The 23,699-nt window shown below is 68.7% G+C and carries 21 protein-coding genes; 18 read left to right on the top strand and 3 right to left on the bottom strand.

The window, feature by feature from the left end; translation table 11 throughout:
- Positions 1-3: 3 nt before the first annotated feature.
- Positions 4-1,125 carry a mandelate racemase/muconate lactonizing enzyme family protein gene (locus AB0K11_RS14890; RefSeq protein ID WP_364977691.1) on the bottom strand — a complete coding sequence of 374 codons (1,122 nt, stop codon included), beginning with the start codon at positions 1,123-1,125 and terminating at the stop codon, positions 4-6.
- Positions 1,126-1,245: 120 nt separating this feature from the next.
- Between AB0K11_RS14890 and AB0K11_RS14885 the strand changes: the two genes are divergently transcribed.
- Positions 1,246-2,163, top strand: a complete 918-nt coding sequence (locus AB0K11_RS14885) for a mechanosensitive ion channel family protein (protein ID WP_364977689.1) — start codon at positions 1,246-1,248, stop codon at positions 2,161-2,163.
- Here the strand turns inward: AB0K11_RS14885 and AB0K11_RS14880 are convergent.
- Positions 2,150-3,262 (bottom strand): alcohol dehydrogenase catalytic domain-containing protein, encoded by a 1,113-nt coding sequence (locus tag AB0K11_RS14880; RefSeq protein WP_364977687.1) that lies wholly within the window; start codon positions 3,260-3,262, stop codon positions 2,150-2,152. The genes AB0K11_RS14885 and AB0K11_RS14880 overlap by 14 nt on opposite strands.
- A 35-nt stretch (positions 3,263-3,297) precedes the next feature.
- Between AB0K11_RS14880 and AB0K11_RS14875 the strand changes: the two genes are divergently transcribed.
- From AB0K11_RS14875 to AB0K11_RS14860, 4 genes are read left to right on the top strand one after another with little or no spacing between them, the layout of a single operon-like run.
- Entirely contained in the window at positions 3,298-3,741 is a 444-nt protein-coding gene (locus AB0K11_RS14875) for a thioesterase family protein (RefSeq protein WP_364977685.1), read from the top strand.
- Positions 3,742-3,760: 19 nt separating this feature from the next.
- The gene (locus AB0K11_RS14870; protein ID WP_364977683.1) at positions 3,761-4,198 is read left to right on the top strand and encodes an SRPBCC family protein; all 438 of its coding nucleotides are present in this window, start codon (positions 3,761-3,763) and stop codon (positions 4,196-4,198) included.
- A gap of 4 nt (positions 4,199-4,202) precedes the next feature.
- Positions 4,203-6,083, top strand: coding sequence for a protein kinase (locus AB0K11_RS14865; protein ID WP_364977681.1), 1,881 nt, complete (start codon positions 4,203-4,205; stop codon positions 6,081-6,083).
- A gap of 46 nt (positions 6,084-6,129) precedes the next feature.
- Entirely contained in the window at positions 6,130-7,929 is a 1,800-nt protein-coding gene (locus AB0K11_RS14860; RefSeq protein ID WP_364977679.1) for a serine/threonine-protein kinase, read from the top strand.
- 25 nt (positions 7,930-7,954) lie between these two features.
- Here AB0K11_RS14860 and AB0K11_RS14855 read toward each other — a convergent pair whose 3' ends face one another.
- Positions 7,955-8,659, bottom strand: coding sequence for a GntR family transcriptional regulator (locus AB0K11_RS14855; RefSeq protein ID WP_364977677.1), 705 nt, complete (start codon positions 8,657-8,659; stop codon positions 7,955-7,957).
- 71 nt (positions 8,660-8,730) lie between these two features.
- On the opposite strand from AB0K11_RS14855, the gene fadD5 reads away from it, so the two are divergent.
- The 13 genes from fadD5 (at position 8,731) to AB0K11_RS14790 (ending at position 23,689) form a co-directional block, all read left to right on the top strand.
- Positions 8,731-10,446 (top strand): fatty-acid--CoA ligase FadD5, encoded by a 1,716-nt coding sequence (fadD5, locus tag AB0K11_RS14850; protein ID WP_364977675.1) that lies wholly within the window; start codon positions 8,731-8,733, stop codon positions 10,444-10,446.
- 212 nt (positions 10,447-10,658) lie between these two features.
- Positions 10,659-11,459 carry an ABC transporter permease gene (locus AB0K11_RS14845; protein ID WP_364977673.1) on the top strand — a complete coding sequence of 267 codons (801 nt, stop codon included), beginning with the start codon at positions 10,659-10,661 and terminating at the stop codon, positions 11,457-11,459.
- 1 nt (position 11,460) lies between these two features.
- Positions 11,461-12,354: an ABC transporter permease gene (locus AB0K11_RS14840; RefSeq protein ID WP_364977671.1), complete on the top strand. Its 894-nt coding sequence runs from the start codon at positions 11,461-11,463 to the stop codon at positions 12,352-12,354.
- 2 nt (positions 12,355-12,356) lie between these two features.
- Positions 12,357-13,568 (top strand): MCE family protein, encoded by a 1,212-nt coding sequence (locus tag AB0K11_RS14835; protein ID WP_364977669.1) that lies wholly within the window; start codon positions 12,357-12,359, stop codon positions 13,566-13,568.
- Positions 13,565-14,596, top strand: coding sequence for an MlaD family protein (locus AB0K11_RS14830; RefSeq protein ID WP_364977667.1), 1,032 nt, complete (start codon positions 13,565-13,567; stop codon positions 14,594-14,596). Before AB0K11_RS14835 ends, AB0K11_RS14830 begins: the two co-directional genes overlap by 4 nt.
- Entirely contained in the window at positions 14,593-16,176 is a 1,584-nt protein-coding gene (locus tag AB0K11_RS14825) for an MCE family protein (protein WP_364977665.1), read from the top strand. Before AB0K11_RS14830 ends, AB0K11_RS14825 begins: the two co-directional genes overlap by 4 nt.
- 14 nt (positions 16,177-16,190) lie before the next feature.
- Complete coding sequence (locus AB0K11_RS14820; protein WP_364977663.1) at positions 16,191-17,837, top strand: virulence factor Mce family protein; 1,647 nt, start codon at positions 16,191-16,193, stop codon at positions 17,835-17,837.
- A gap of 15 nt (positions 17,838-17,852) precedes the next feature.
- Positions 17,853-19,022 (top strand): virulence factor Mce family protein, encoded by a 1,170-nt coding sequence (locus AB0K11_RS14815; RefSeq protein WP_364978482.1) that lies wholly within the window; start codon positions 17,853-17,855, stop codon positions 19,020-19,022.
- A gap of 3 nt (positions 19,023-19,025) precedes the next feature.
- Positions 19,026-20,585 carry an MlaD family protein gene (locus AB0K11_RS14810; protein WP_364977661.1) on the top strand — a complete coding sequence of 520 codons (1,560 nt, stop codon included), beginning with the start codon at positions 19,026-19,028 and terminating at the stop codon, positions 20,583-20,585.
- Positions 20,555-21,241: a hypothetical protein gene (locus tag AB0K11_RS14805; protein ID WP_364977659.1), complete on the top strand. Its 687-nt coding sequence runs from the start codon at positions 20,555-20,557 to the stop codon at positions 21,239-21,241. The genes AB0K11_RS14810 and AB0K11_RS14805 overlap by 31 nt, the downstream gene beginning before the upstream one ends.
- A complete protein-coding gene (locus AB0K11_RS14800) occupies positions 21,238-22,212 on the top strand; it encodes an RDD family protein (protein WP_364977657.1) in 975 nt (324 codons plus the stop codon). Before AB0K11_RS14805 ends, AB0K11_RS14800 begins: the two co-directional genes overlap by 4 nt.
- Entirely contained in the window at positions 22,209-22,763 is a 555-nt protein-coding gene (locus tag AB0K11_RS14795; RefSeq protein WP_364977653.1) for a mammalian cell entry protein, read from the top strand. Before AB0K11_RS14800 ends, AB0K11_RS14795 begins: the two co-directional genes overlap by 4 nt.
- Positions 22,730-23,689, top strand: a complete 960-nt coding sequence (locus AB0K11_RS14790; protein ID WP_364977651.1) for a mammalian cell entry protein — start codon at positions 22,730-22,732, stop codon at positions 23,687-23,689. Before AB0K11_RS14795 ends, AB0K11_RS14790 begins: the two co-directional genes overlap by 34 nt.
- Positions 23,690-23,699: the final 10 nt, after the last annotated feature.

The raw sequence follows: 23,699 nt of genomic DNA, 5'->3' as shown, positions 1-23,699 counted from the left end.
AGATCATCGCGTACCGAACGACGCGGACTCCTTGGTCAGCGCGCGCATCCGGTCGCTCAGGGTGAAGCCGAGGCCCGGCCGCTCCGGCAGCCACATCCGGCCGTCCCGGATCTCGATGCGCTCGTCGAACAGCGGGTTGAGCCATTCGAAGTGCTCGACCCACGGCTCGGTGGGATACGCCGCGGCCAGGTGCAGGTGGATCTCCATCGCGTAGTGCGGCGCCAGCGCCAGCCCGGCCTGGGAGGCCAGCGTCGCGAAGCGCAGGAACGGCGTGATGCCGCCGATCCGCGGGGCGTCGGGCTGCACGATCCCGCGGTAACCGGCGTCGAGCAGCGCGAGGTGCTCGGGCACGGAGGTGAGCATCTCGCCGGTGGCGATCGGGGTGTCGAAGGTGTGGCTCAGATCGGCGTGGCCGACGGCGTCCCAGGCGTCCAGCGGCTCCTCGATCCAGATCAGGTCGAAGCGTTCGAGCTCGCGGCACATCCGGCGGGCGCGGGCCCGGTCCCACTGCTGGTTGGCGTCCACCATCAGGGGCGCGTCACCGAGGTGTTCGCGCATGGCGGCGACCCGGTCCAGATCGGTCTGCCAGTCGGGCTGACCCACCTTGATCTTGATGCCGCCGATGCCCGACTCGAGCGACGCGGTGGCCTTCTCCTTGATCTCGTCGACCGAGGCCTGCAGGAAGCCGCCGGAGGTGTTGTACACCCGGCACGAATCGCGGTGCGCACCGAGCAGCTTGGCCAGCGGCAGGCCGGCCCGGCGGGCCTTGAGGTCCCACAGTGCGACGTCGAGCGCCGCGATCGCCTGGGTGGCGACGCCCGAGCGGCCCACCGATGCGCCCGCCCACAGCAGCGACTGGTAGATGCGTTCGATGTCGGACGGGTCCTGGCCGAGGACCGTGTCGGCGATCTCGGACAGGTGCGCGTACTGCGCCCGCCCGCCCGCCCGCTTCGAGTAGCTGAAGCCCATTCCTTCGTGGCCGTCCTCGGTGACGACCTCGACGAACAGCAGCACGGTCTCGGTGAGCGGCTTCTGCCGCCCGGTGAGCACCTTGGCGTCGCTGACCGGGTTGTCGAGCGGCAGGACGACGTGGGAGAGCGTGAGGTGGCGGATGCGGTCGGACATCGGGAACTCCTGGGGGGCGCTAATAGACATATGATGAGTTACCAACTCATCATACATGTTGTGTGTGCCGGGCAACAGCTGTGTTTGGCCCCCCGCGGGCAGTGGGAAGGCTCCCGGGCGATGACTTCAGACACCGAGACCCCAGACATCCGCAACCTCGCGGCGTTCGGCGACTCCTGGCACGGCTTCTGGCAGAACAGCCTGGGCCACTGGCTCGCCACCAAAGGCCTGCACATCCTGCTGGTCCTGGTGTTCGTGGTGATCGCGACCCGGGTCATCCGCTACGTCGCCAAGCGGATCAGCAACCGCCTGAGCCGCGTCGACGACAGCGACGCCGTGGTGCGTTCGGAGAGCGTCAAGCACCGGCAGGCGCTGGCGTCGGTGATCTCGTCGGTGGCGATCGCGGTGCTGTACGTGATGGTCGCGGTCGACATCGCCAACCAGTTGGGCCTGCCGGTCGGATCGCTGGTGGCACCGGCCGCCGTGCTCGGCGCCGCGCTCGGTTTCGGCGCCCAGCGCATCGTGCAGGATCTGCTGTCCGGCTTCTTCGTCATCACCGAGAAGCAGTACGGCTTCGGTGACCTCGTCGAGCTCACCGTGAACGGCGGCGGTACGGCGCAGGGCACGGTCGAGGACGTCACCCTGCGCGTGACGAAGCTGCGCACGGCCGACGGCGAGATGTACACCGTGCCCAACGGTCAGATCGTCAAGGCGCTGAACCTGTCCAAAGACTGGGCGCGCGCCGTCGTCGACGTCCCGGTGCCCGCCTCGGCGGATCTGAACCACGTCAACGAGGTGCTGCGCGCCGTCTCGGGCGATGCGATGAAGGCCGACGGCCTTCCGGACCTGCTCCTCGACGAGCCGTCCCTGATGGGCGTCGACAGCATCGAACTCGACACGGTCAACCTGCAGATGGTGGCCCGGACGCTGCCTGGCAAGCAGTTCGAGGTGAGCCGCAGGCTGCGGTCGCTGGTCGTGGACGCACTCCGCCGCGAAGGAATCGCGACGAAGGCCATGGCGGGCGCTAGCCGAAACTGATCACCTGACGCACCGCCTCGCCCTCGGCGAGACGATCCATACCGGAGTTGATCTCGTCGAGGGTGATCGTGGACGACACCAGGGACTCCACCGGCAGCCGCCCCGACCGCCACAGGTCGACGAACACCGGGATGTCGCGGGCAGGCACCGCCGAACCGAGATAGCTGCCGATCAGCGACCTACCCTCGGCCACGAAACCCAACGGCGACAACGTGATTCGTGCGTCGGGCCGGGGCAGCCCGACGGTCACGGTGCGGCCGCCCGGCGCGGTGAGCGCGACCGCCGTCTCCAGCGCCGCGGGGTGGCCGACCGCCTCGATCACCACCGCCGCCTTGAGGTTCTGCTCAGCGGCCTGCTCCGGGGTGTAGGCCTCGTGGATGCCCATCGCGCGGGCGCGGTCCAGCTTGTCGTCGAGTTGGTCGATGCCGACCACCCGCACGTCGTCGTGGGCCAGCGCGGTGATCACCGCGGCCATGCCCACACCGCCGAGGCCGACCACCGCGACGGTCTGGCCGGGTTGCGGCCGCCCGACGTTGAGCACGGCGCCGCCGCCGGTGAGCACGGCGCACCCCAGCAGTGACGCGACCACCGGCGGGACGTCGGCGTCGACCGGGACCACCGAGTGCCGGTCGACGACGGCGTGGGTGGCGAAGCCGGAGACGCCGAGGTGGTGGTGCACCGGCCGGCCGTCGCGGCTCAGCCGGATGTCACCGTGCATCAACGTGCCCGCGGCGTTGGCGGCGCTGCCCGGCTCGCAGGGTGTGAGGCCGTCGGTCGCGCAGGCGGGGCAGTGCCCGCAGCGCGGCAGGAACGTCATCACCACCCGCTGGCCGACGGCAAGGTCCGACCCACCGGGCCCGATCTGCTCCACCACGCCCGCGGCCTCGTGGCCGAGCAGCATCGGCACAGGGCGCACCCGGTTGCCGTCGACCACCGACAGATCGGAGTGGCAGAGTCCGGCGGCCTCGATGGCGATGAGCAGCTCGTCGGGGCCCGGCGGCGCGAGGTCCAGGTCGCTGACGGTCAGGGGAGTCGACTCGGTGTAGGGCCTGGGGCGCCCGATCTCCTCGAGCACCGCGCCGCGGATGCGCACTGTCATGACCTCCAGACTGCCCGACTGCGAGACTGCTACCCATGCCGACCGACCTCACCAGTCGCGACTTCCCCGTGCACTGGCCGGTGCTGACCCGATGGACCGACAACGACATGTTCGGCCACCTCAACAACGCGGTGTACTACGCGCTGTTCGACACCGCGATCAATGCGTGGATCACCACCACGATCGGCGTGGATCCGCTCGAGGCGCCGTGGCTGGGGGTGGTCGCCGAGTCCGGCTGCCAGTACTACGCGGAGCTCAAGTTCCCCGACCCGCTGGCGGTGGGCCTGGCCGTCACCCGGATCGGCACCAGCAGCGTCACCTATCGGCTCTCGGTCTTCCCGGCGTCGGAGGGCGACGTGCCGGTCTCGGCCGTCGGGCACTGGGTGCACGTCTACGTCGACCGCGGCACCCGACGCCCGGTGCCGATCCCCGATCCGATCCGGGAACTGCTCGAATCTGCTCGCGTGGCGTCGGACTGACGCTCGCTATGCTCGGCCGATGCCGCTGGTGAGCAAGACCGTCGAGGTGTCGGCCCCCGCCGAGGCGATCCTGGGGATCGTCCGCGATTTCGAGAAGTACCCGGAGTGGAACCCCGAGATCAAGGGCTGCTGGATCCTGGCCCGCTACGACGACGGCCGGCCGAGCCAGCTCCGGCTCGACGTCGAGGTGCAGGGCCAGGCGGGCACGTTCATCACCGCCGTCTACTACCCCGGCGAGAACGAGATCTTCACGATGCTCCAGCAGGGCGACCACTTCGACAAGCAAGAGCAGAAGTTCTCCGTGGTGCCGATGGGGCCGACGTCGCTGCTCACCGTCGACCTCGACGTGGAGACCAAGCTGGCCATCCCGAAGCCGATGGTGAAGAAGGCGATCGGCGACACCATCGACTACCTGGCCGACAACCTCAAGGCGCGCTCCGAGCAGCTCTCCGCCTGACCGCATGGACGGGGGCCAGGGGGTGGACGGCGCGACCACGTTCGGGTGGTACCGGCTGGAGCGCCTGCTGGGCAGCGGCGCGATGGGACAGGTCTTCCGCGCATACGACACGCAGACCCAGCGGGTGGTCGCCGTCAAAGTGCTCGCGCCGCACATGGCGGCGGACACCGACTTCCAGGCGCGGTTCCGTCGCGAGGCGCATCTCGCTGCGCAGCTGAGTGATCCGCACGTCATCCCCATCCACCGGTTCGGGGAGATCGACGGGCGGTTGTTCGTCGACATGCGCCTCGTCGAGGGCCGCGATCTGGACCTCGTCCTGCGCGAGAGCCCCGGCGGTCTCGAACCGTTCCGCGCCGTCGCGATCGTCGAGCAGATCGCCTCGGCGCTGGAAGCCGCGCACCGGGTCGGGTTGGTGCACCGGGACGTCAAACCGTCGAACGTCCTGATCGGCGCGCGCGACTTCGCCTACCTCATCGACTTCGGCATCGCCCGCGCGACGCACGACAGCCGGCTGACGGCGACAGGCATGACGTTCGGCACGTTGGCCTACATGGCGCCCGAGCGGTTCAGCACCGACACCCTCGATCCGCGTAGCGACGTCTACTCCCTGGCGTGTGTGCTGTTCGAATGCCTGACCGGGAAGAAGCCGTACGGCGGCGGGAACCCGCAGCGCGTGATGGCCGGGCACATGTTCTCGCCGCCGCCCCGAACCGGCACGGTCAAACCGGGGCTCCCTGCGCAGTTCGACGCGGTGATCGGGCGCGGACTCGCCAAGGACCCGGCGGACCGGTTCGCGACGGTGTCGGAGTTCGCGCGCGCCGCCCGCGGTGTTCTCGACGGCACCATCCAGGTCGCGCCGCAACCGCCGGCCCACGTCGGCGGCTTCGCATCCGCGGGCCCCAGACATGTTCCGACGTCGGGGCCGCACCCCGTACCCGCGGGCGGGTTCGCCCCGTTCGCCCCGCAGCCCGGGCGGCCCCTCGCGGTGAAGCGGCCGTGGTGGCGCCGGCGGGCACCGCTCGTCGCGGTGGCGATCACCGCGGTGGCGGCGCTCACCGCGGGTGGCGTCATCGTCGCGATGCAGGACCGGTCCACGTCACCGGCGGCCACCCGATCGCAGGAGGCGTCTCCTGCGCCCTACGGCGAGCCGATCGAACTCCCCATCAGACAGGTCGGTACGGACGAACTCGCGGTGGACGACGAGGGCAGTGTCTACGCCACCGGTCTCGACGGTGTGATCAAGCTTCCGGCCGGATCCGACACACCGACGAAGCTGCCGCTCAGCAACGTGATGGCGCCGTCGGGAGTGGCCGTCGACGATGCCGGTGCGGTGTATGTCGCCTCCTATCTCCCTCCCGAGCGCGTCGTACGGTTGGCCGCTGGAGCGACGCCGCAGATCGATCTGCCGTTCACGGGCCTCGATTCGCCCCAGGGGGTCGCGGTCGATCCCGGCGGAGATGTGTACGTGGTGGATCAGACCCGTCGGGTGCTGCGGCTGTCCGCCGGCTCGTCCAACCAGGTCGAGATGCCGTTCCGCGACCTGCGGAGCTCCGGCCACATCGCCGTCGACGCGACGGGCACCGTCTACGCCACGCAGGTCCGCGGGGATGTCCTCAAGCTGGGAACCAGCACGTCCGGTGGGCAGGAGGTGGTGCCGTTCACAGGACTGGTCGACCCCTCCGGAATCGCCGTCGGCGGGGACGGCGCCGTGTACGTCACCGATCTGGACACCGGCAAGGTGTGGAAACTCGACGGAGGGACCGGTGACCAGGAGGAACTGCCGTTCGTCGATCTGGTCAAACCGAATGCCGTGGCGGTCGACCGGGACGGCAACGTCTATGTCTCCGACGTTCGCGATCGGGTGGTGAAACTGCCGGTGCGGTGAAACACGCGTCGATGGCCGGCGGCGGGCGGTGGCAGAGTTTCCCAGTGTGACGAGGAACGAGCCGACCGTTCTCGGGGGCTATCGGCTGCTGGAATCGCTGGGCGCCGGACAGGTGGGGCACGTGTTCCGGGCCTACGACACCTCGACCGGACGCTTCGTCGCGCTGAAGGTCCTGTCGCCGCGTGCGGCCGCCGATCCGGACTTCCGGGACCGATTCCGCCGCGAGGGCCTGGCCGCCGCCCGGCTCAACGACCCGCACATCGTGCCCATCCACGGCTTCGGGGAGATCGACGGGCAGTTGTACGTCGACATGCGGCTGATCGAGGGACACGACCTCGGCGCCCTGCTCCGGGACGCGGGGCGGCTTGACCCGACTCGATCGGTCGCCATCGTGGAGCAGGCCGCGCTGGCGCTGGACGCCGCCCATCACATCGGTCTGGTGCACCGAGACCTCAAGCCGTCGAACATCCTCGTCACACCGGACGACTTCGTCTATCTCGTCGACTTCGGCTCGGCCGGCGCAGCACAGGGGAGTGCGGGCACGCACGCCTGGGGTAGCCCGGCGTACACCGCGCCGGAGCTGCTCACCGACGCCGCAGCCGATGCGAGATCCGACGTCTACTCGCTGACGTGCGTGCTGTTCGAGTGCCTGACCGGGCGGCAGCCGGACCGCCCGGCGGGCACGCCGCCCCGAGTCACCGATGTGGTGTCGGACCTTCCGCGGGCGCTCGACGCGGTCGTCGAGCTCGGGATGGCCCGCGACGTGGAGCGGCGCTTTCCCACGGCGTCCGCGCTCGCCGCGGCGGCCCGGGCGGCGATCGCGCCGAGGCAGTCCGTACCGCCGACCGCACCGTGGGCGCCGCGGCCCGCACGCGCACCAACCCAGCCGACTGTGCTGCGCCCGCAGATCAGCGTCTCGCCGGTCCACAGCCGGGGCGGTCGACGCGTCACCGTGATGGCGTGCGTCGTCAGTGCCGTCGTGCTCGTCGCTGCCGGGGTGATCGCGGGGTTCGCGGGAGCGACCGAACGGTCCGTCGTCGGCAACGCCACCACTGCCCAGCCCGAACCGAATGCGGCATCGCCATACGGAGAACCGGTCGAGCTTCCCTTCGGCAGCCTCGAGGAGTCTCCGTCGGGTATCGCCGTCGGCCCCGATCGAACCGTCTACGTGACGCTGTTCGTCGAAGGGGGGATCTGGATGTTGCCTCGCGGCGCCGGCGCACCGACCCGCGTGGCGGCCCCCGATGTGACGTTCGGACAGGGCATCGCCGTGGACACGGCGAACCGTCTGTATATCGCCGACGCGGATCCGTCCGCCGGCGAGGTGGTCAGACTCGCGCCGGGGGCCGTGGTGGAGAAGCTGCCGATCACCGATCTGCGCATGCCTACCGGGGTGGCCGTCGACAGAGCCGGATCGGTCTACGTCACCGATCATCTGGGCAACCAGGTGGTCAGGCTCCCGGCCTCCGGCGGCGGTCAGATCCGGCTGCCCTTCCGCGACGTTCGGGCTGCTTCATATGTGGCGGTCGACAAGGCGGGCAACGTCTACGTGTCCCAGGGAGGTGGGGTCGGCGTCATCAAGCTGTACGCCGACTCCGACAGGCAGGAGGTGCTGCCGTTCCCGGGTCTCGTGGCGCCGTTCGGAGTTGCGGTCGACGGCCAGAACAACGTCTACGTCAGCGACTACCTCGGGGGAAAGGTCCTCAGGCTCGACGCGAGGACCAACGTGCAGTCCGAGATTCCCTTCACCGACCTGGTCAAGCCGTCAGCTCTGGCCGTCGACAACCAGGGCAGTGTCTATGTCAGCGATGAGCGCAACCGCGTTCTCAAAGTGGCCCTCAAGTGATCGGGGCGATGTCAGCGCAGCCTGATCAGCTCCACAGCCCGATCTCCTCGAGCCGCGCCATCAGCCGCCGCGCGCCGTCGGTGAACTGCGCACCCGTCAGGCGCACGACGGTGTCGGCGTCGCGCCTGCGCAGCGCCGCGGTCAGCTCGCGGTGGTTGGTCACCGCCCGCTCGCCCCACTGCGGGTCGTTGGCGTAGAACAGCGGCGGCAGGTTGCGCGCCGCGTGCAGCAGGAACCACGCCAGCTTGATTCGTCCGGTCGACCGGTTGAGGGTCCGGTGGAAGTCGAAGACGGCCTGCGCCACCAGCTCGGGTTCGCGCTCGTCCACCGCCTGGGCCAGTGCGTCGATGAGCCGGTCCAGTTCGTCGATCTGCTCGTCGGTGATGCGCGCGGCCGCACTCGCGGCGAGTTCCTTGGCGATGGTGGCCTGCAGCCAGAAGATGTCCTCGACGTCGGCGCGGCTGAGCGGGACGACGACGTGGCCGCGGTGCGGTTCCAGCTGGACCATGCCCTCGCCGCGCAACGTCCGCAGCGCCTCGCGCACCGGGGTGATGCTGACGCCCAGCGAAGCGGCCGTCTCGTCGAGCCGGATGAACATGCCGGGCCGCAGCGAACCGGACATGATCGCGTACCTGAGATGTGCGGCCACCTCGTCGGACAACTGCTCGCGGCGGACCCGTCGCTTCGGCGCGACCCGGGGTGTCGCTGGTGCGTTCACGGTGGTCTCCATGGCCGGGAGTGTCCGTCTGGCGTGGGGTTGTCCCCGAGCCGCCGAGGCCATAGTGTGACCGGGGCTACACCATGTTTGATCAAATATCAGCTGTGCGCAACCCACGAGCCCCCGGAGCAGTGCCGTTGACCGAGCCCGACCATCTCGCGCCGTCCCTGACCGAGCAGCCGTATCTGGCCCGCAGGCAGAACTGGGTCAATCAGCTCGCACGGCACGCGTCGATGCAGCCGGAGAAGACGGCGCTGCGGTTCCTCGGGCGCACGACGACGTGGCGTGAGCTCGACCGGCGGGTGACCGCACTGGCGGGCGCACTGAGCCGTCGCGGTGTCGGGTTCGGTGACCGGGTGCTGGTGCTGATGCTCAACCGCGCCGAGTTCATGGAGTCGGTGCTCGCGGCCAACAAGCTCGGCGCGATCGCCGTGCCGGTCAACTTCCGGATGACCCCGCCGGAGATCGCCTTCCTGGTCAGCGACTGCCAGGCCCGCGTCGTCGTCACCGAGTCGGTGCTCGCCCCGGTCGCCACCGCGGTGCGCGAACTCGACGCGACACTGACCACCGTGGTGGTGGCGGGCGGCAGCACCGACGCCGACGACGTGCTCGGCTACGACGACCTGCTCGACGAGGCCGGTGACCCGCCCGCGCCGGTCGACATCCCCAACGATTCGCCCGCCCTGATCATGTACACCTCGGGCACCACCGGCAGACCCAAGGGCGCGGTGCTCACCCACAACAACATCGCCGGCCAGGCGATGACCAACCTCTTCACCGTCAGCCCCGACATCAACAACGACGTCGGCTTCATCGGTGTCCCGTTGTTCCACATCGCCGGGGTGGGCAACATGATCAGCGGCCTGCTGCTCGGCCTGCCGACCGTGATCTACCCCCTGGGCGCCTTCGATCCCGGTGCACTGCTCGACGTGCTCGCCGCGGAGAAGGTCACGTCCATCTTCCTGGTGCCCGCCCAGTGGCAGGCGGTGTGCGCCGAACAGCGGGTCAACCCGCGCACGCTGGCACTGCGGGTGCTGTCCTGGGGAGCCGCCCCTGCGTCGGATACTCTCCTGCGCGACATGTCAGAGATGTTCCCGGGCACCCAGATCTACGCGGCTTTCGGCCAGACCGAGATGTCGCCGGTGACGTGCATGCTGCTGGCCCAGGACGCGCTGCGCAAGCTCGGTTCGGTCGGCAAGGTGATCCCCACGGTCGCCGCGCGTGTGGTCGACGAGAACATGAACGACGTCCCGATCGGACAGGTCGGTGAGATCGTCTACCGCGCACCGACGCTGATGGCCGGTTACTGGAACAACCCGAAGGCCACCGCCGAGGCGTTCGACGGCGGCTGGTTCCACTCCGGCGATCTGGTGCGCCAGGACGACGAGGGCTACATCTGGGTGGTCGACCGCAAGAAGGACATGATCATCTCCGGCGGCGAGAACATCTACTGCGCCGAGGTGGAGAACGCGCTCGCCGCGCACCCCGCCATCGCCGAGGTGGCGGTGATCGGGCGGGCGCACGAGAAGTGGGGTGAGGTGCCGGTCGCCGTCGTGGCGGTCGGAGGGGCGGTGACCGAGAACGGCCTCACTCTCGCCGACCTCGACGGATTCCTCACCGAACGGCTGGCGCGGTACAAGCACCCGAAGGCGCTCGAGGTCGTCGACGCCCTCCCTCGCAACCCCGCCGGCAAAGTGCTCAAGACGGAACTGCGCGCCCGATTCGCCGGCCAGCAATATTCTGACGCGCGCGAAACTTCCACTGCGACAACAGTTTCTGCGGCCTCCGGGGAAAGCTAGCCAAGGGTGACACGTTTGCTAACAGTTGATGGCTCAATCCGGCCGATGCGGTGCACCGCCAGGATTTCATCGGGTACAGTCCTGTGGTCTTGCTTACTACCCGTGAGTAGGGAGATCGACGTCACACGTGCGGGGACGGGACAAGGAGGGGGCGTGCGACAGCAATTGCCGTTGCGCCATGACGAATCGGGTTCCGTCGTGGGAGCGCACTGGTGACGGCCGGTTCCGGCAGTCTGACGGGTTACGTACGTGACCAGGCCAGGCCGGTTCTGGAAGCAGTCGGCGGATTCGTCCGCATGTGCGTGCTCACCGCCAGAGCCACATTCAAGACGCCGTTCCAGACGCGCGAGTTCGTCCTGCAGGGCTGGTTCCTGATGACGGTGGCGTTCCTGCCCACCATCGCGGTCGCCATCCCGCTGACCGTGCTCATCATCTTCACGCTGAACATCCTGCTGGCCGAGTTCGGCGCCGCGGACATCTCCGGTGCAGGCGCCGCGCTCGGCGCGGTCACGCAGCTCGGGCCGCTGGTGACCGTGCTCGTGGTCGCGGGCGCGGGTTCGACGGCCATCTGCGCCGACATCGGCGCCCGCACCATCCGCGAGGAGATCGACGCCCTCGAGGTCCTCGGCATCGACCCGATCCACCGGCTCGTCGTGCCGCGCGTGCTCGCCTCGACTTTCGTGGCATTCCTGCTCAACGGCGCCGTCATCACCATCGGCCTGGTGGGCGGCTTCATCTTCGGGGTGTACATCCAGAACATCTCGGCGGGCGCCTACGTGTCGACGCTGACGCTCGTCACCGGGCTGCCCGAGGTGCTGATCTCGATCGTCAAAGCGCTCACCTTCGGCCTGATCGCCGGTCTGGTGGGCTGCTACCGCGGCCTCACGGTGTCCGGCGGCGCGAAGGGCGTGGGCACGGCCGTGAACGAGACGCTGGTGCTCTGCGTGATCGCCCTCTTCGCCGTCAACGTCGTGATGACCACCATCGGCGTGCGTTTTGGAACGGGGCGCTGACATGGCCACCAAGACTCAGGGACACTCGGAGACCGGAACGGTTCTGCGGCAGCGCTTCCCGCGGGGCGTCGCCCGGGCCGAGAAGATCGCCGGCGCACCGGCGCGCGGACTCGACAGCATCGGCCACGTCGCGTGGTTCGTCGTCACCTCGGTCGGCTCCATCGGCCACGCGCTGCGGTTCTACCGCAAGGAGATGCTGCGCCTGATCGCCGAGATCGGCATGGGCACCGGCGCCATGGCCGTCATCGGCGGAACGGTGGCGATCGTCGGCTTCGTGACCCTGTCCGGCGGCTCGCTGATCGCCATCCAGGGTTTCGCGTCGCTCGGCAACATCGGCGTCGAGGCGTTCACCGGGTTCTTCGCCGCACTGGTCAACGTCCGCATCGCCGCACCCGTGGTGTCCGGCCAGGCACTGGCCGCGACCGTGGGCGCAGGCGCCACCGCCGAACTGGGCGCCATGCGCATCGCCGAGGAGATCGACGCCCTCGAGGTGATGGGCATCAAGTCCATCTCCTACCTGGTGTCCACCCGGATCATGGCCGGCTTCGTGGTGATCATCCCGCTGTACGCGATGGCGATCATCATGAGCTTCCTGTCCGCACAGATCACCACGACGCTGTTCTACGGTCAGTCGACGGGAACCTACGAGCACTACTTCCGCACCTTCCTGCGGCCGGACGACGTGATGTGGTCGTTCGTGCAGGCGATCATCATCTCGGTGATCGTCATGCTGAATCACTGCTATTACGGCTACTTCGCCAGCGGCGGCCCGGTGGGCGTCGGTGAGGCGGTCGGCCGGTCCATGCGTGCCTCCCTGATCGCGATCGTGCTGGTGGTCCTGTTTGCTTCGTTGGCGCTCTACGGCACCGACCCGAACTTCAACCTGACGGTGTAGCCATGACCGCTCCCATCAACACGCCCAAGACCCCGCCGTACAAGCTGGCCGGCCTCGTGCTGGTGCTGATCGCCGCGGTGGTGGTCACGCTGATCTGGTTTCAGTTCCGCGGCGACTTCGCCCCGCGCGAGACGCTCACCATGATGTCTTCGCGCGCCGGGCTGAACCTCGACCCCGGCAACAAGGTGACGTACAACGGCGTCGAGATCGGCCGGGTCGCTGAGGTCGAGGCCGAGAGTGTCGGCGAGGAACCGCGCGCCAAGATCCTGCTCGAGGTCGAGCCCAAGTACATCGACCTGATCCCGCAGAACGTCAACGCCGACATCTCCGCGACGACGGTGTTCGGCAACAAGTACGTGTCGTTCACCACGCCGGAGAATCCGTCGAAGCAGCGCATCAGCAGCTCCGACGTGATCGACGTGACGAAGGTGACCACCGAGTTCAACACACTGTTCGAGACCGTGGTCGACGTCGCCCAGCAGGTCGACCCGATCAAGCTGAACCAGACGCTGACCGCGGCGGCCGAGGCGCTCGACGGACTCGGTGACCGATTCGGTGAGTCGGTGATCAACGGCAACGAGATCCTCGCCGACATCAATCCGCAGATGCCCCAGCTCCGCCGCGACGTTCAACTGCTCGGCGAATTGGGCGAGGTGTACGCCGACGCGTCGCCGGACCTGTTCGACGGGCTGGAGAACGCCGTGACCACCGCGCGCACCCTGAATCAGGAGCGCGGCAACCTCGATGCGGCGCTGATGGCCGCGGTGGGATTCGGCAACACCGGCGGGGAGGTCTTCGAGCGCGGCGGCCCCTACCTGGTGCGCGGCGCGGAGGACCTGGTCCCGACGAGTGAGATCCTCGACGAGTACAGCCCCGCGCTGTTCTGCACCATCCGCAACTTCCACGACGTCGAGCCGAAGATCGCCGCCTCGCTCGGTGGCAACGGCTACTCCCTGCAGACGCACTCCGAGGTGCTCGGCGCAGGCAACCCCTACGTCTACCCGGACAACCTGCCGCGGGTGAACGCCAAGGGCGGCCCCGAGGGCAGGCCGGGCTGCTGGCAGCCGGTCACCCGTGACCTGTGGCCCGCGCCGTACCTGGTGATGGACACCGGTGCCTCCATCGCTCCCTACAACCACATTGAGCTCGGCCAGCCCATCGCCATCGAGTACGTCTGGGGACGCCAGATCGGGGAGAACACGATCAACCCATGAAAATCACCGGTACCGCCATCAAGCTGGGCGCCTTCTCCCTGGTGCTGCTGCTGTTCACCGCGATCATCATCGTGGTGTTCGGGCAGATGCGGTTCGACCGCACCTCGGGATACACGGCGATCTTCTCCAACGCCAGCGGCCTGCGCCCCGGCCAGTTCGTCCGGGCCTCCGGCGTCGAGGTCGGCAAGGTCAAGGACGTCAAGATCATCGACGAGGGCAGCCGTGTCGAGGTGAGCTTCGCCATCGACCGCTCGCTGCCGCTGTTCGAGGGTTCCACCGCCTCGGTCCGCTACCTCAACCTGATCGGCGACCGGTACCTGGAGCTCAAGCGCGGCGACAGCGACCGGCGGATGCCCTCGGGCGGCACCATCCCGATCGAGCACACCGAACCGGCACTGGATCTGGACGCGCTGGTCGGCGGATTCCGGCCGCTGTTCCGGGCGTTGGACCCGGACAAGGTCAACAACATCGCCCAGTCGATCATCACGATCTTCCAGGGCCAGGGCGGCACCATCAACGACATCCTCGACCAGACCGCGTCGCTGACGTCGGCGCTGGCCGACCGCGACCAGGCGATCGGCGAGGTGATCCGCAACCTCAACACGGTCCTCGACACCACCGTCAAGCACCAGAAGCAGTTCGACGAGACGCTGGTGAACTTCGAGAAGCTCATCACCGGCCTGAAGAACCGCGCCGACCCGATCGCCACGTCGGTCGCCGACATCAGCGACGCCGCGGGCACCGTCTCCGACCTGCTGGCCGACAACCGGCCACTGCTGCAGGACACCATCGGATATCTCGAGGCCACCCAGCAGCCGCTGATCGACCAGAAGGAGCAGCTCAATGACATCCTGGTCCGGCTGCCGAACGCGTTGAAGATCATCGGCCGCGCGGGCGGCGTCTACGGCGACTTCTTCAACTTCTATGCGTGCGACGTGACCCTCAAGCTCAACGGCCTGCAGCCCGGTGGTCCGGTGCGCACGGTCAAGGTCTGGTCGCAGCCGTCGGGTAGGTGCACGCCGCAATGAGGACACTCGAAGGAAGCAACCGGGTCCGCAACGGCCTGATGGGCATCGTCATCCTGGCGCTGGTCATCGGGGTCGGGCAGAGCTTCGCCAGTGTGCCGATGCTGTTCGCGCAGCCGGTGTACTACGCGCAGTTCACCGACACCGCGGGCCTGACCCCCGGTGACAAGGTCCGCATCGCCGGCGTGGACGTCGGCGAGGTCAAGAGGACCGAGATCGACGGCGACAAGATCCGCATCGGCTACACCCTCGGCGGGGTGGAGATCGGCAGCGACAGCCGCGCCGCGATCCGCACCGACACCATCCTGGGCCGCAAGAACCTGGAGATCATCCCGCGCGGCTCGAAGGCGCTACAGGTGAACGGCGTCCTGCCGCTCGGACAGACCACCACGCCGTACCAGGTGTACGACGCGTTCTTCGACGTCACGAAGGCGGCGTCCGGGTGGGACACCGACACGGTGAAGCGGTCGCTGAACGTGCTGTCGGAGACGATCGACCAGACCTACCCGCACCTGAGTGCCGCACTCGACGGGGTGGCCCGGTTCTCCGACACGCTCGGCAAGCGCGACGATCAGCTCAAGGAGCTGCTGGCCAACGCCAACAAGATCGCCGGTGTGCTCGGCTCGCGCAGTGAGCAGGTCAACCAGCTGCTGGTGAACGCGCAGACGCTGCTCGGGGCGATCAACGAGCGCCAGTACGCCGTCAGCATGCTGCTGGAGCGGGTGTCGGCGTTCTCCGAACAGGTCAAGGGCTTCATCGACGACAACCCGAACCTGAACAAGGTGCTCGAGCAGCTCCGCACCATCAGCGACATCCTGGTGGAGCGCAAGTTCGACCTGGTCGACGTGCTGACCACGCTGAGCAAGTTCACCGCATCGCTGGCCGAGGGCCTCGCATCCGGCCCGTACTTCAAGGTGATGCTGGTCAACCTGGCCCCGTACTGGATCCTGCAGCCGTGGGTGGACGCCGCCTTCCAGAAGCGCGGCATCGATCCGCAGAAGTTCTGGCGCGACGCCGGCCTGCCCGCCTACCAGTTCCCGGACCCGAACGGCGAGCGCCAGCCCAACGGCGCCCCGCCGCCCGCGCCCGCGACGCTGCAGGGCACCCCGGAGTTCCCGGGTCCGGCCGTGCCGAGGGGCAGTCCGTGCTCGTACACGCCGGCTGCCGACGGCCTGCCCACGCCGGGCAACCCGCTGCCGTGTGCCGATCTGACCGTCGGTCCGTTCGGCGACAACCCGTACGGCCCGAACTACGGCCCGCCGAACGTGGCGACCTCGGATCCGAACCCGAACGGGCTGCCGCCCACGCCGGGCATCCCGGCCGCGGCCGTCCCCGGTCAGGTGGCTCCGCCGGTGCCGGGCACCCCGGTGCCGCTGGCTCCCGGACCGCCCGGGGCGCGACTCTCGCCGCCGGGTCCGTTCCCGGAGCCGGCGCCGCCCGGTCCGCTGCCGGGGTTCGCACCGATCCCCGCGCCGCTGAACGGTCCGCCGCCACCACCGGGACCCGGCCAGCAGTTGCCGCCCGTCAACACGGCGCCGCTGCCCGGTAACCCGCCCTTCCTCCCGCCCGGAGCACAAGAATGACGGGGGCCTGAACGATGTCGACGATCTTCAACATCCGGAACATGAAGATGCCGGCGATGTCCCGTGCGACGGTCATCATCGGAACCCTCGTGGTGATCGTGGCGCTGGTGGCCGCGTTCGTCGGGTGGCAGCTCTACAAGAAGCTGACCACCAACACCGTCACCGCCTACTTCACCGACACCCTGGCGCTGTATCCCGGCGACAAGGTGCAGATCATGGGCGTCCAGGTGGGCAAGATCGACGCGATCGACCCCGACGGCGACAAGATGAGGGTCACCTTCACCTACGAGTCGAAGTACAAGGTCCCGAAGGACGCGTCGGCCTCGATCCTGAACCCGAGCCTGGTCGCGTCGCGCACCATCCAGCTCACCCCGGCCTACACCGGTGGCGAAGTCATGAAGGACGGCGCGGTCATCCCGCTGAACAAGACCCAGGTGCCCGTCGAGTGGGACGAACTGCGTGACTCGCTCGACAAGATCCTGACCGACCTCGGCCCCTCCAAAGAGGACCCGAAGGGCCCGTTCGGCGAGGTCATCGAATCGTTCGCCGACGGCCTGGCCGGCAAGGGCAAGCAGATCAACACGACGCTGAACAGCCTGTCGGAGGCGCTGACCACCCTCAACGAGGGCAAGGACGACTTCTTCAGCATCGTCAAGAGCCTGGCCATGTTCGTGAACGCGCTGTACCAGAGCGACCAGCAGTTCGTCGCGCTCAACGACGACCTGGCACAGTTCACGAACGCGTTCACCAACACCGACCGCGAATTGGCCAACGCGCTGCAGGACCTGAACCAGCTGCTGTCCACCACTCGCGGCTTCCTCGACGAGAACGCCGAGGTGCTGACCCACGACGTGAACAACCTCGCCGACGTGACGAACGCGATCCTGCAGCCGGAGCCGCTCGACGGCCTCGAGACCGGTCTGCACGTGTTCCCGAACCTCGGCTCAAACATCGTCAACATCAGCTCGCCGGTGAACGGCGGCATCGTGGGTCTGCCGGTGATCAACAACATGGCCAACCCGATGCAGTTCATCTGCAGCGCGATCCAGGCGGGCAGCCGGCTGGGTTACCAGGAGTCGGGCGAACTGTGCGCGCAGTACCTGGCACCGATCCTCGACGCGATCAAGTTCAACTTCCCGCCGTTCGGTGTCAACCAGGTCAGCACGGCGCTGACGCTGCCGAAGCTGGTCACCTACTCCGAGCCGCGGCTGCAGCCGCCACCCGGCTACAAGGACACGACGGTGCCCGGCATCTTCTCCCGCGACACGCTGTTCTCGCACGGCAACCACGAGCCCGGCTGGGTCGTGGCGCCCGGAATGCAGGGTGTCGACGTGCAGCCGTTCACCGCGAACATGCTGACGCCGGACTCGCTGTCCGCACTGCTCGGAGGCCCGGACATCGCACCGCCGACCGCCCCGCCCGCCTTCGGCGTCGGAGCGAACGGCAAGCTTCCCGGACCGCCGAACGCCTACCAGGAGAACCAGCCGCTGCCGCCGCCGTGGTACCCGCAGCCCGGTCCGCCGCCGGCCCCCGCGCCGGGCGTGATCCCGGGTGATCCGGGTGGTCCGTCGCCGATGTCGGGTCCCGCCGCGGGACCGGCACCCGGTCCCGCCCCGGCCGCACCGGCCGGTCCGCCCCTACCCGCCGAGGCAGGTGGATAAGTGAAAGCGATGAGGATGCGCAGTTTGCGATTCCCGGGTCGGTCCGTTTCGGCCCGCCGCGTCGCATCCCGCACGGCTGCGCTGGCCGTCGCGGCGGTGGTGCTCACGTCCTGCGGGTCGTGGAAGGGCATCGCGAACGTGCCGCTGCCCAGCGGTCCCGGCTCCGGCTCGGACAAGATGACGGTCTACGTGCAGATGCCGGACACCCTCGCGCTCAACGTGAACAGCCGCGTCCGGGTGGCCGACGTCTATGTGGGCGCGGTCCGTTCGATCGAGCTGAAGAACTGGGTCGCGGTACTGACTCTGGACCTGCAGCCGAACGTCAAGCTGCCGCGCAACGCGACGGCGAAGATCGGCCAGACCAGCCTGCTGGGCTCGCAGCACGTGGAACTCGCTGCACCGGAGGATCCACAGGGTGAGCTGCGCAGCGGCGACACGATCGAACTCCGCAACGCCTCGGCGTTCCCCACCACCGAGCGGGTGCTCGCCAGCATCGGCAACATCCTCACCGGCGGCGGGATCCCGAACCTCGAGGTGATCCAGACCGAGATCAACAACGTGCTGACCGGTCGGGGGGACCAGATCCGTGAGTTCCTCAACCGCCTCGATGTGTTCACCGACGAGCTGAACCAGCAGCGCGAGGACCTGACCAGGGCGATCGACTCGACCAATCGGCTGCTGAGCATCGTCGCGAGTCGCAACGAGACGCTGGACCGGGTGCTCACCGAGTTCCCGCCGCTCATCCAGCACTTCGCGGAGACCAGGGACCTGTTCGCCGACGCCGTGCAGGCGGTCGGCCGGATCAGCAGCGCGGCCGACACCTACCTCGGTCAGGCCAGCGATCCGCTGAACACCAACCTGAACAACCTGCAGCGGCCGCTCAAGCAGCTCGCCAAGTCCGCGCCGTACCTCGTCGGGGCGCTGAAGCTGATGCTCACCGCGCCGTTCAGCATCGAGAACATCCCCAAGGTGGTGCGCGGCGACTACATCAACGTGTCGCTGCTGGTCGACCTGACGCTGTCGGCTCTCGACAACGGCTTCCTCACGGGAACGGGTGTGTCGGGCATGGGGCGTGCACTGGAGCAGTCGTGGGGCCGTGACCCGGCGACGATGATCCCGGATGTGCGGTTCACACCGAACGCGCACAACGCGCCCAACGGACCACTGGTCGAAAGGGGTGAGTGAGCTGTGCTGACTCGCTTCATCAAGATCCAGTTGGTGCTCTTCGCCATTCTGACGCTGCTCGCGTTGGTGGCCTTGGGCTGGTACTACCTGCGCATTCCGAGCCTGGCAGGCATCGGGCAGTACACGCTGCACGCCGACCTGCCGCGGTCGGGTGGGCTGTACTCGACGGCGAACGTCACCTACCGCGGCACCACGATCGGCAAGGTGACCGCCGTCGAGCCCACCGAAGACGGCGCCAGGGCGACGATGAGCATCGACAACCGGTACAAGATCCCCCGCGACACGGTGGCCAACGTGCACTCGGTCTCGGCGATCGGCGAGCAGTACCTGGACCTCGTCCCCGCAGGGGAGTCGAACCAGTTCTTCGCCGACGGTCAGACCATCACCGACAGCACGGTGCCCAGCGAGGTCGGTCCTGCACTGGACGCCGCGAACAACGGCCTGAAGGTGTTGCCCAAGGAGAAGATCGACTCGCTGCTGACGGAGACGTCGGAGGCGGTCGGCGGGCTCGGTCCGGCGCTGCAGCGGTTGGTCGACTCGACGACGAACATCGCGCAGGGCTTCAAGGACAACCTCGATCCCGTCAACGACATCATCGCCAACTCGGCGCCCATCCTGGAGAGCCAGGCGCAGTCCCGGGACAACATCGCGCAGTGGTCGCGCAACCTGAACACCTTGGCTTCGCAGTCGGCCGAGCAGGACGCGGCGCTGCGGAGCGGTCTGCAGCAGGCGGCGCCGACCGCCCAGCAGCTCGAGTCGGTGTTCGGCGGCGTCCGTGAGTCGCTGCCGCAGACGCTGGCGAACCTGGCGGTCGTCATCGACATGCTCAAGCGCTACAACAAGGGCCTCGAGCAGGCGTTGGTGGTGCTGCCGCAGGGCGCCTCGGTCGCCCAGGCAGGCACCATCTTCGAGGGTGAGGGCCTGCTGCACTTCGGCCTGTCGATCAACCAGCCACCGCCCTGCCTGACCGGCTTCCTGCCGGCCTCGGAGTGGCGATCGCCGGCCGACACGTCGATGGCGCCGCTGCCGTCTGGCACGTACTGCAAGATCCCGAAGGACTTCCAGGCCAACGTCGTTCGTGGTGCACGTAACTATCCGTGTGCCGACGTGCCGGGCAAGCGGGCCGCGACGCCACGGGAGTGCCGCAGCGACGAGCCGTACGTGCCGCTGGGTACCAACCCGTGGTACGGCGACCCGAACCAGATCCTCAACTGCCCGGCGCCTGCCGCTCGCTGCGACCAGCCCGTGCACCCGGGCCGCCCCGGCGTCATCCCGGCGCCGTCGATCAACAACGGGATGAACCCGCTGCCCGCCGACCAGTTGCCGTCGCCACCTGCGCCGATCAGTGATCCACTGAGCCAGCCCGGCCAGGGACGCGTCGAGTGCAGTGGACAGCAGCCCAACCCCTGCGTCTACACTCCGGCAGCAGGACCTCCCGGTGCCGCGGTGTACAACCCGTCCAGCGGTGAGGTGGTCGGACCTGACGGCGTCAGGTACAACGTCAGCAACTCGAATAACCCAGGAGATAACGGATGGAAGGAGATGCTGGCACCCGCCAGCTGAACCCCACCGATGCTGACCAAACGCCGGACGAGTCGTTAGCAGTATCAACCGAGACGACAACCGAAGAACCCATCGAAGACACCACCGCAGGCGAGCCTGATAAGGCCGTCGCCGACGCGGACGCGACACCGGCCACCCCGGTGGACGACCGTCGCCCGACACGGCTCGGCCGTGGCTGGGTGGGCGGGATCTGCGCAGCGCTGGTGGTGCTGGCCGTCGGCGCAGGCGTGGGCGGTTACCTCACGCTGCGGTCGAACGACGAGAGCGAGACGCTGGCGCGCAACGAGGCCACCGCCCTGCAATCGGCCAAGGAGTGCGTCGCAGCCACCCACGCACCGGATGCCGCCGCGATGAGTGCCAGCCAGGCGAAGATCCTGGAGTGCTCGACCGGGGACTTCGCGGTGCAGGCGGGCCTCTACGGCGGCATGCTCGTCGACGCGTACCGAGCCGCGAACGTCGCGGTGCAGGTCTCCGACATCCGGGCAGCAGTGGAGAAGCACAACGACGACGGCTCGATCAACGTGCTCGTCGCGGTGCGGACCAAGGTGACCAACTCCGAGGCCAGCGATCAGGAGCAGGGGTACCGGCTGCGCGTGCAGATGGCCCCCGCCGACGGCACGTACAAGGTGGCCAAGCTCGACACGGTCGCATCGTGACGGCTGTCCTCGACGCCACACCGCAGGAAGCGACCGCCGTCAGCACTCCTGACGGGACGCTGGCGTCGTGGCCGGCGCGGGCGGCGGCGATCGCGCTGGACGTCCTGCCGGGCGTCGCCGTCGCCGCGACCATGGCGCTGTGTGCGTTCACCGCGCTCGAGACCGGGTGGCTGTTCTGGGTGTTCACCGTCGCCGGCGCGGCGGCGGTGCTGCTGACGATGGCCAACCGCTGGCTGCTGCCCGCCACGACGGGATGGTCGGTCGGGCGCGCGGTGACCGGCATCCGGGTGGTGCGGCGGGACGGCACCGCCGCCGGCGTGTGGCGGCTGCTGGTGCGGGACCTCGCACACCTGCTGGACACCGCGGCACTGCTGGTCGGCTGGTTGTGGCCGCTGTGGGACGGCAGGCGCCGCACCTTCGCCGACCTGCTCGCCCGCACCGAGGTCCGGGAGTCCACCCGCCCCGAGCGCGACGTCCGCCGCACGGCGGGCAAGGTGCTGCTGGCGGCCGTGGTGGTCTGCGCGCTCGCCGTGGGGCTGAGCTACCTCGTGGTGTACCGCGAGGAGCGGGCCGTCGATCAGGCCCACCAGCAGATCGCCGAGCAGGGCCCGCGAATCGTCGAGCAGATGCTGAGCTACGGCCTCGACACCATGGCCGACGACTTCGCCAGGGCGCAGGGCCTGGCCACCGACTCGTACCGCGCGCAGTTGACCGAGCAGCAGGATGCGGCGAAGAAGTCCGGTGCCAGCACCAACGAGTACTGGGCCGTGAGCAGCGCGGTGCTGCCCGGCGTGACGGAGGACCGGGCGGCGATGCTGCTCGCGATGCAGGGCCAGCGCGGTACCAACCCGAAGGACCTGAAGTTCATCACCGCCACCCTGCGGGTCGACTTCGAGAAGTCCGGCGACCAGTGGCGGGTTTCCAACCTCGCCGTGCTCAAGCGGCCGCTCATCAACGGGGCGACCCAGTGAGCCCGCGCCGCAGGGTCGAGTCGGGCGAGCCCGACTACTTCTTCCGCATCGAGCCGAAGCCGCCGATCCGTTGGGGCCTGCCGATCGTCGCGGCGATCGCCACGCTCCTCGTCGCGGCGGCGATCACCGCGAGCACGCTGATGCTCGTCAGCCACGAGCGCGACCATCGAGCGCAGACCGAGGACGCCGCCGCACTGGGGTACGTGCGTAGCTTCATGACCACCTACACGACGCTCGACCCGTTCAACGCGAACGCCTACGCCGACCGCGTCCTGGCCCAGGGCACCGGCGAGTTCGCCAAGACGTTCCGCGAGAAGCTCAACGAGATCGTCGTCCAGGTCGCCCGCGGCGAACCCACGACGGGCACGGTGCTCGAGGCAGGCGTGCAACGCTGGAACAACGACGGCAGCGCCGACGTCCTCGTCGCCACCAAGATCAGCACCAAGTCGCCGGACGGCAAGTCGACGATCGAGAGCGGCAGCCGGTGGGTGGCGACCGCAGCCCAGGAAGGACAAGAGTGGAAGATCAGCAACCTGATCCAGGTGATCTGACCACGGATGCCGACCGGGGCGGCGAGGTCGGCACCGGTACGGAGTCCGGGGCGGGCACCGCGCCCGCGGCACGCCGCAGGCGGTGGCCGCTCGGCCGCGGCCGCAGGTCGAACCCGGCTCCCGAAACAGCGCTCGAGACAACGGATTCCGAGGACGCAGCGGCGCCACGCACCCCGGTCGGGAAGTCGCGGCGCTCCCGGGTGGCCGCCGCGCCGCTCGATGAGTCGGCCGTCGCCGGTGACGAATCAGCCGTCGTCACCGCCGATCCGGACGGCCCTGTCGAGCCGGACGAGGAGGCCGCCGAGGAGGCAGCCGGCGTGTCCGACGACGACGCCGAGGAGGCAGCGGCCGACGACGTGGACGAGGCGCCTCAGGAACCGGAGCCGGAACCGGTTCTGGTGCCGCACCGTCCCGCGGGCCGACGGCTCATCGCGGCGGCCGCCGCGGCCGGAGTGCTGTTCGTCGGCGCCGCGGCGTTCGCGGGGTCACAGCTGCAGCCGTATCTGGCCGACCGGGCGTCGGTGGACATCAAGATCGACATCGCCCGCACCGCGACCGAGGCGGTCACCACGCTGTGGACCTACACCCCGGACGACATGGAGACGTTGCCGGACAGGTCGTCGCGTTACCTGACAGGTGAATTCGCGTCGGAGTACCGCCGCTACATCGACGCCATCGTGGCCACCAACAAGCAGGCGCAGGTCACCAACACCACCGAGGTGATGGGCGCGGCGGTGGAGACACTGACCCCGACGGAGGCCACCGCGCTGGTGTACACCAACTCGGTGTCGACGAGCCCGGTGAACAAGAACATCCCGTCACTGCGGTACCTGTCCTACCGGCTCACCTTGGAGCGCCAGGACGCGCACTGGATGATCACCCGGATGAACGCCGTGACCAAGTTGGACCTGACACCTCAGATCTAGCCCGATGGGG

It is taken from the genome of Mycobacterium sp. NPDC050551 (assembly GCF_040674075.1).
Classification (GTDB): Bacteria; Actinomycetota; Actinomycetes; order Mycobacteriales; family Mycobacteriaceae; genus Mycobacterium.
Note: the sequence above shows the minus strand (reverse complement) of the source record. Positions and strands in the feature narration are given on the sequence as shown.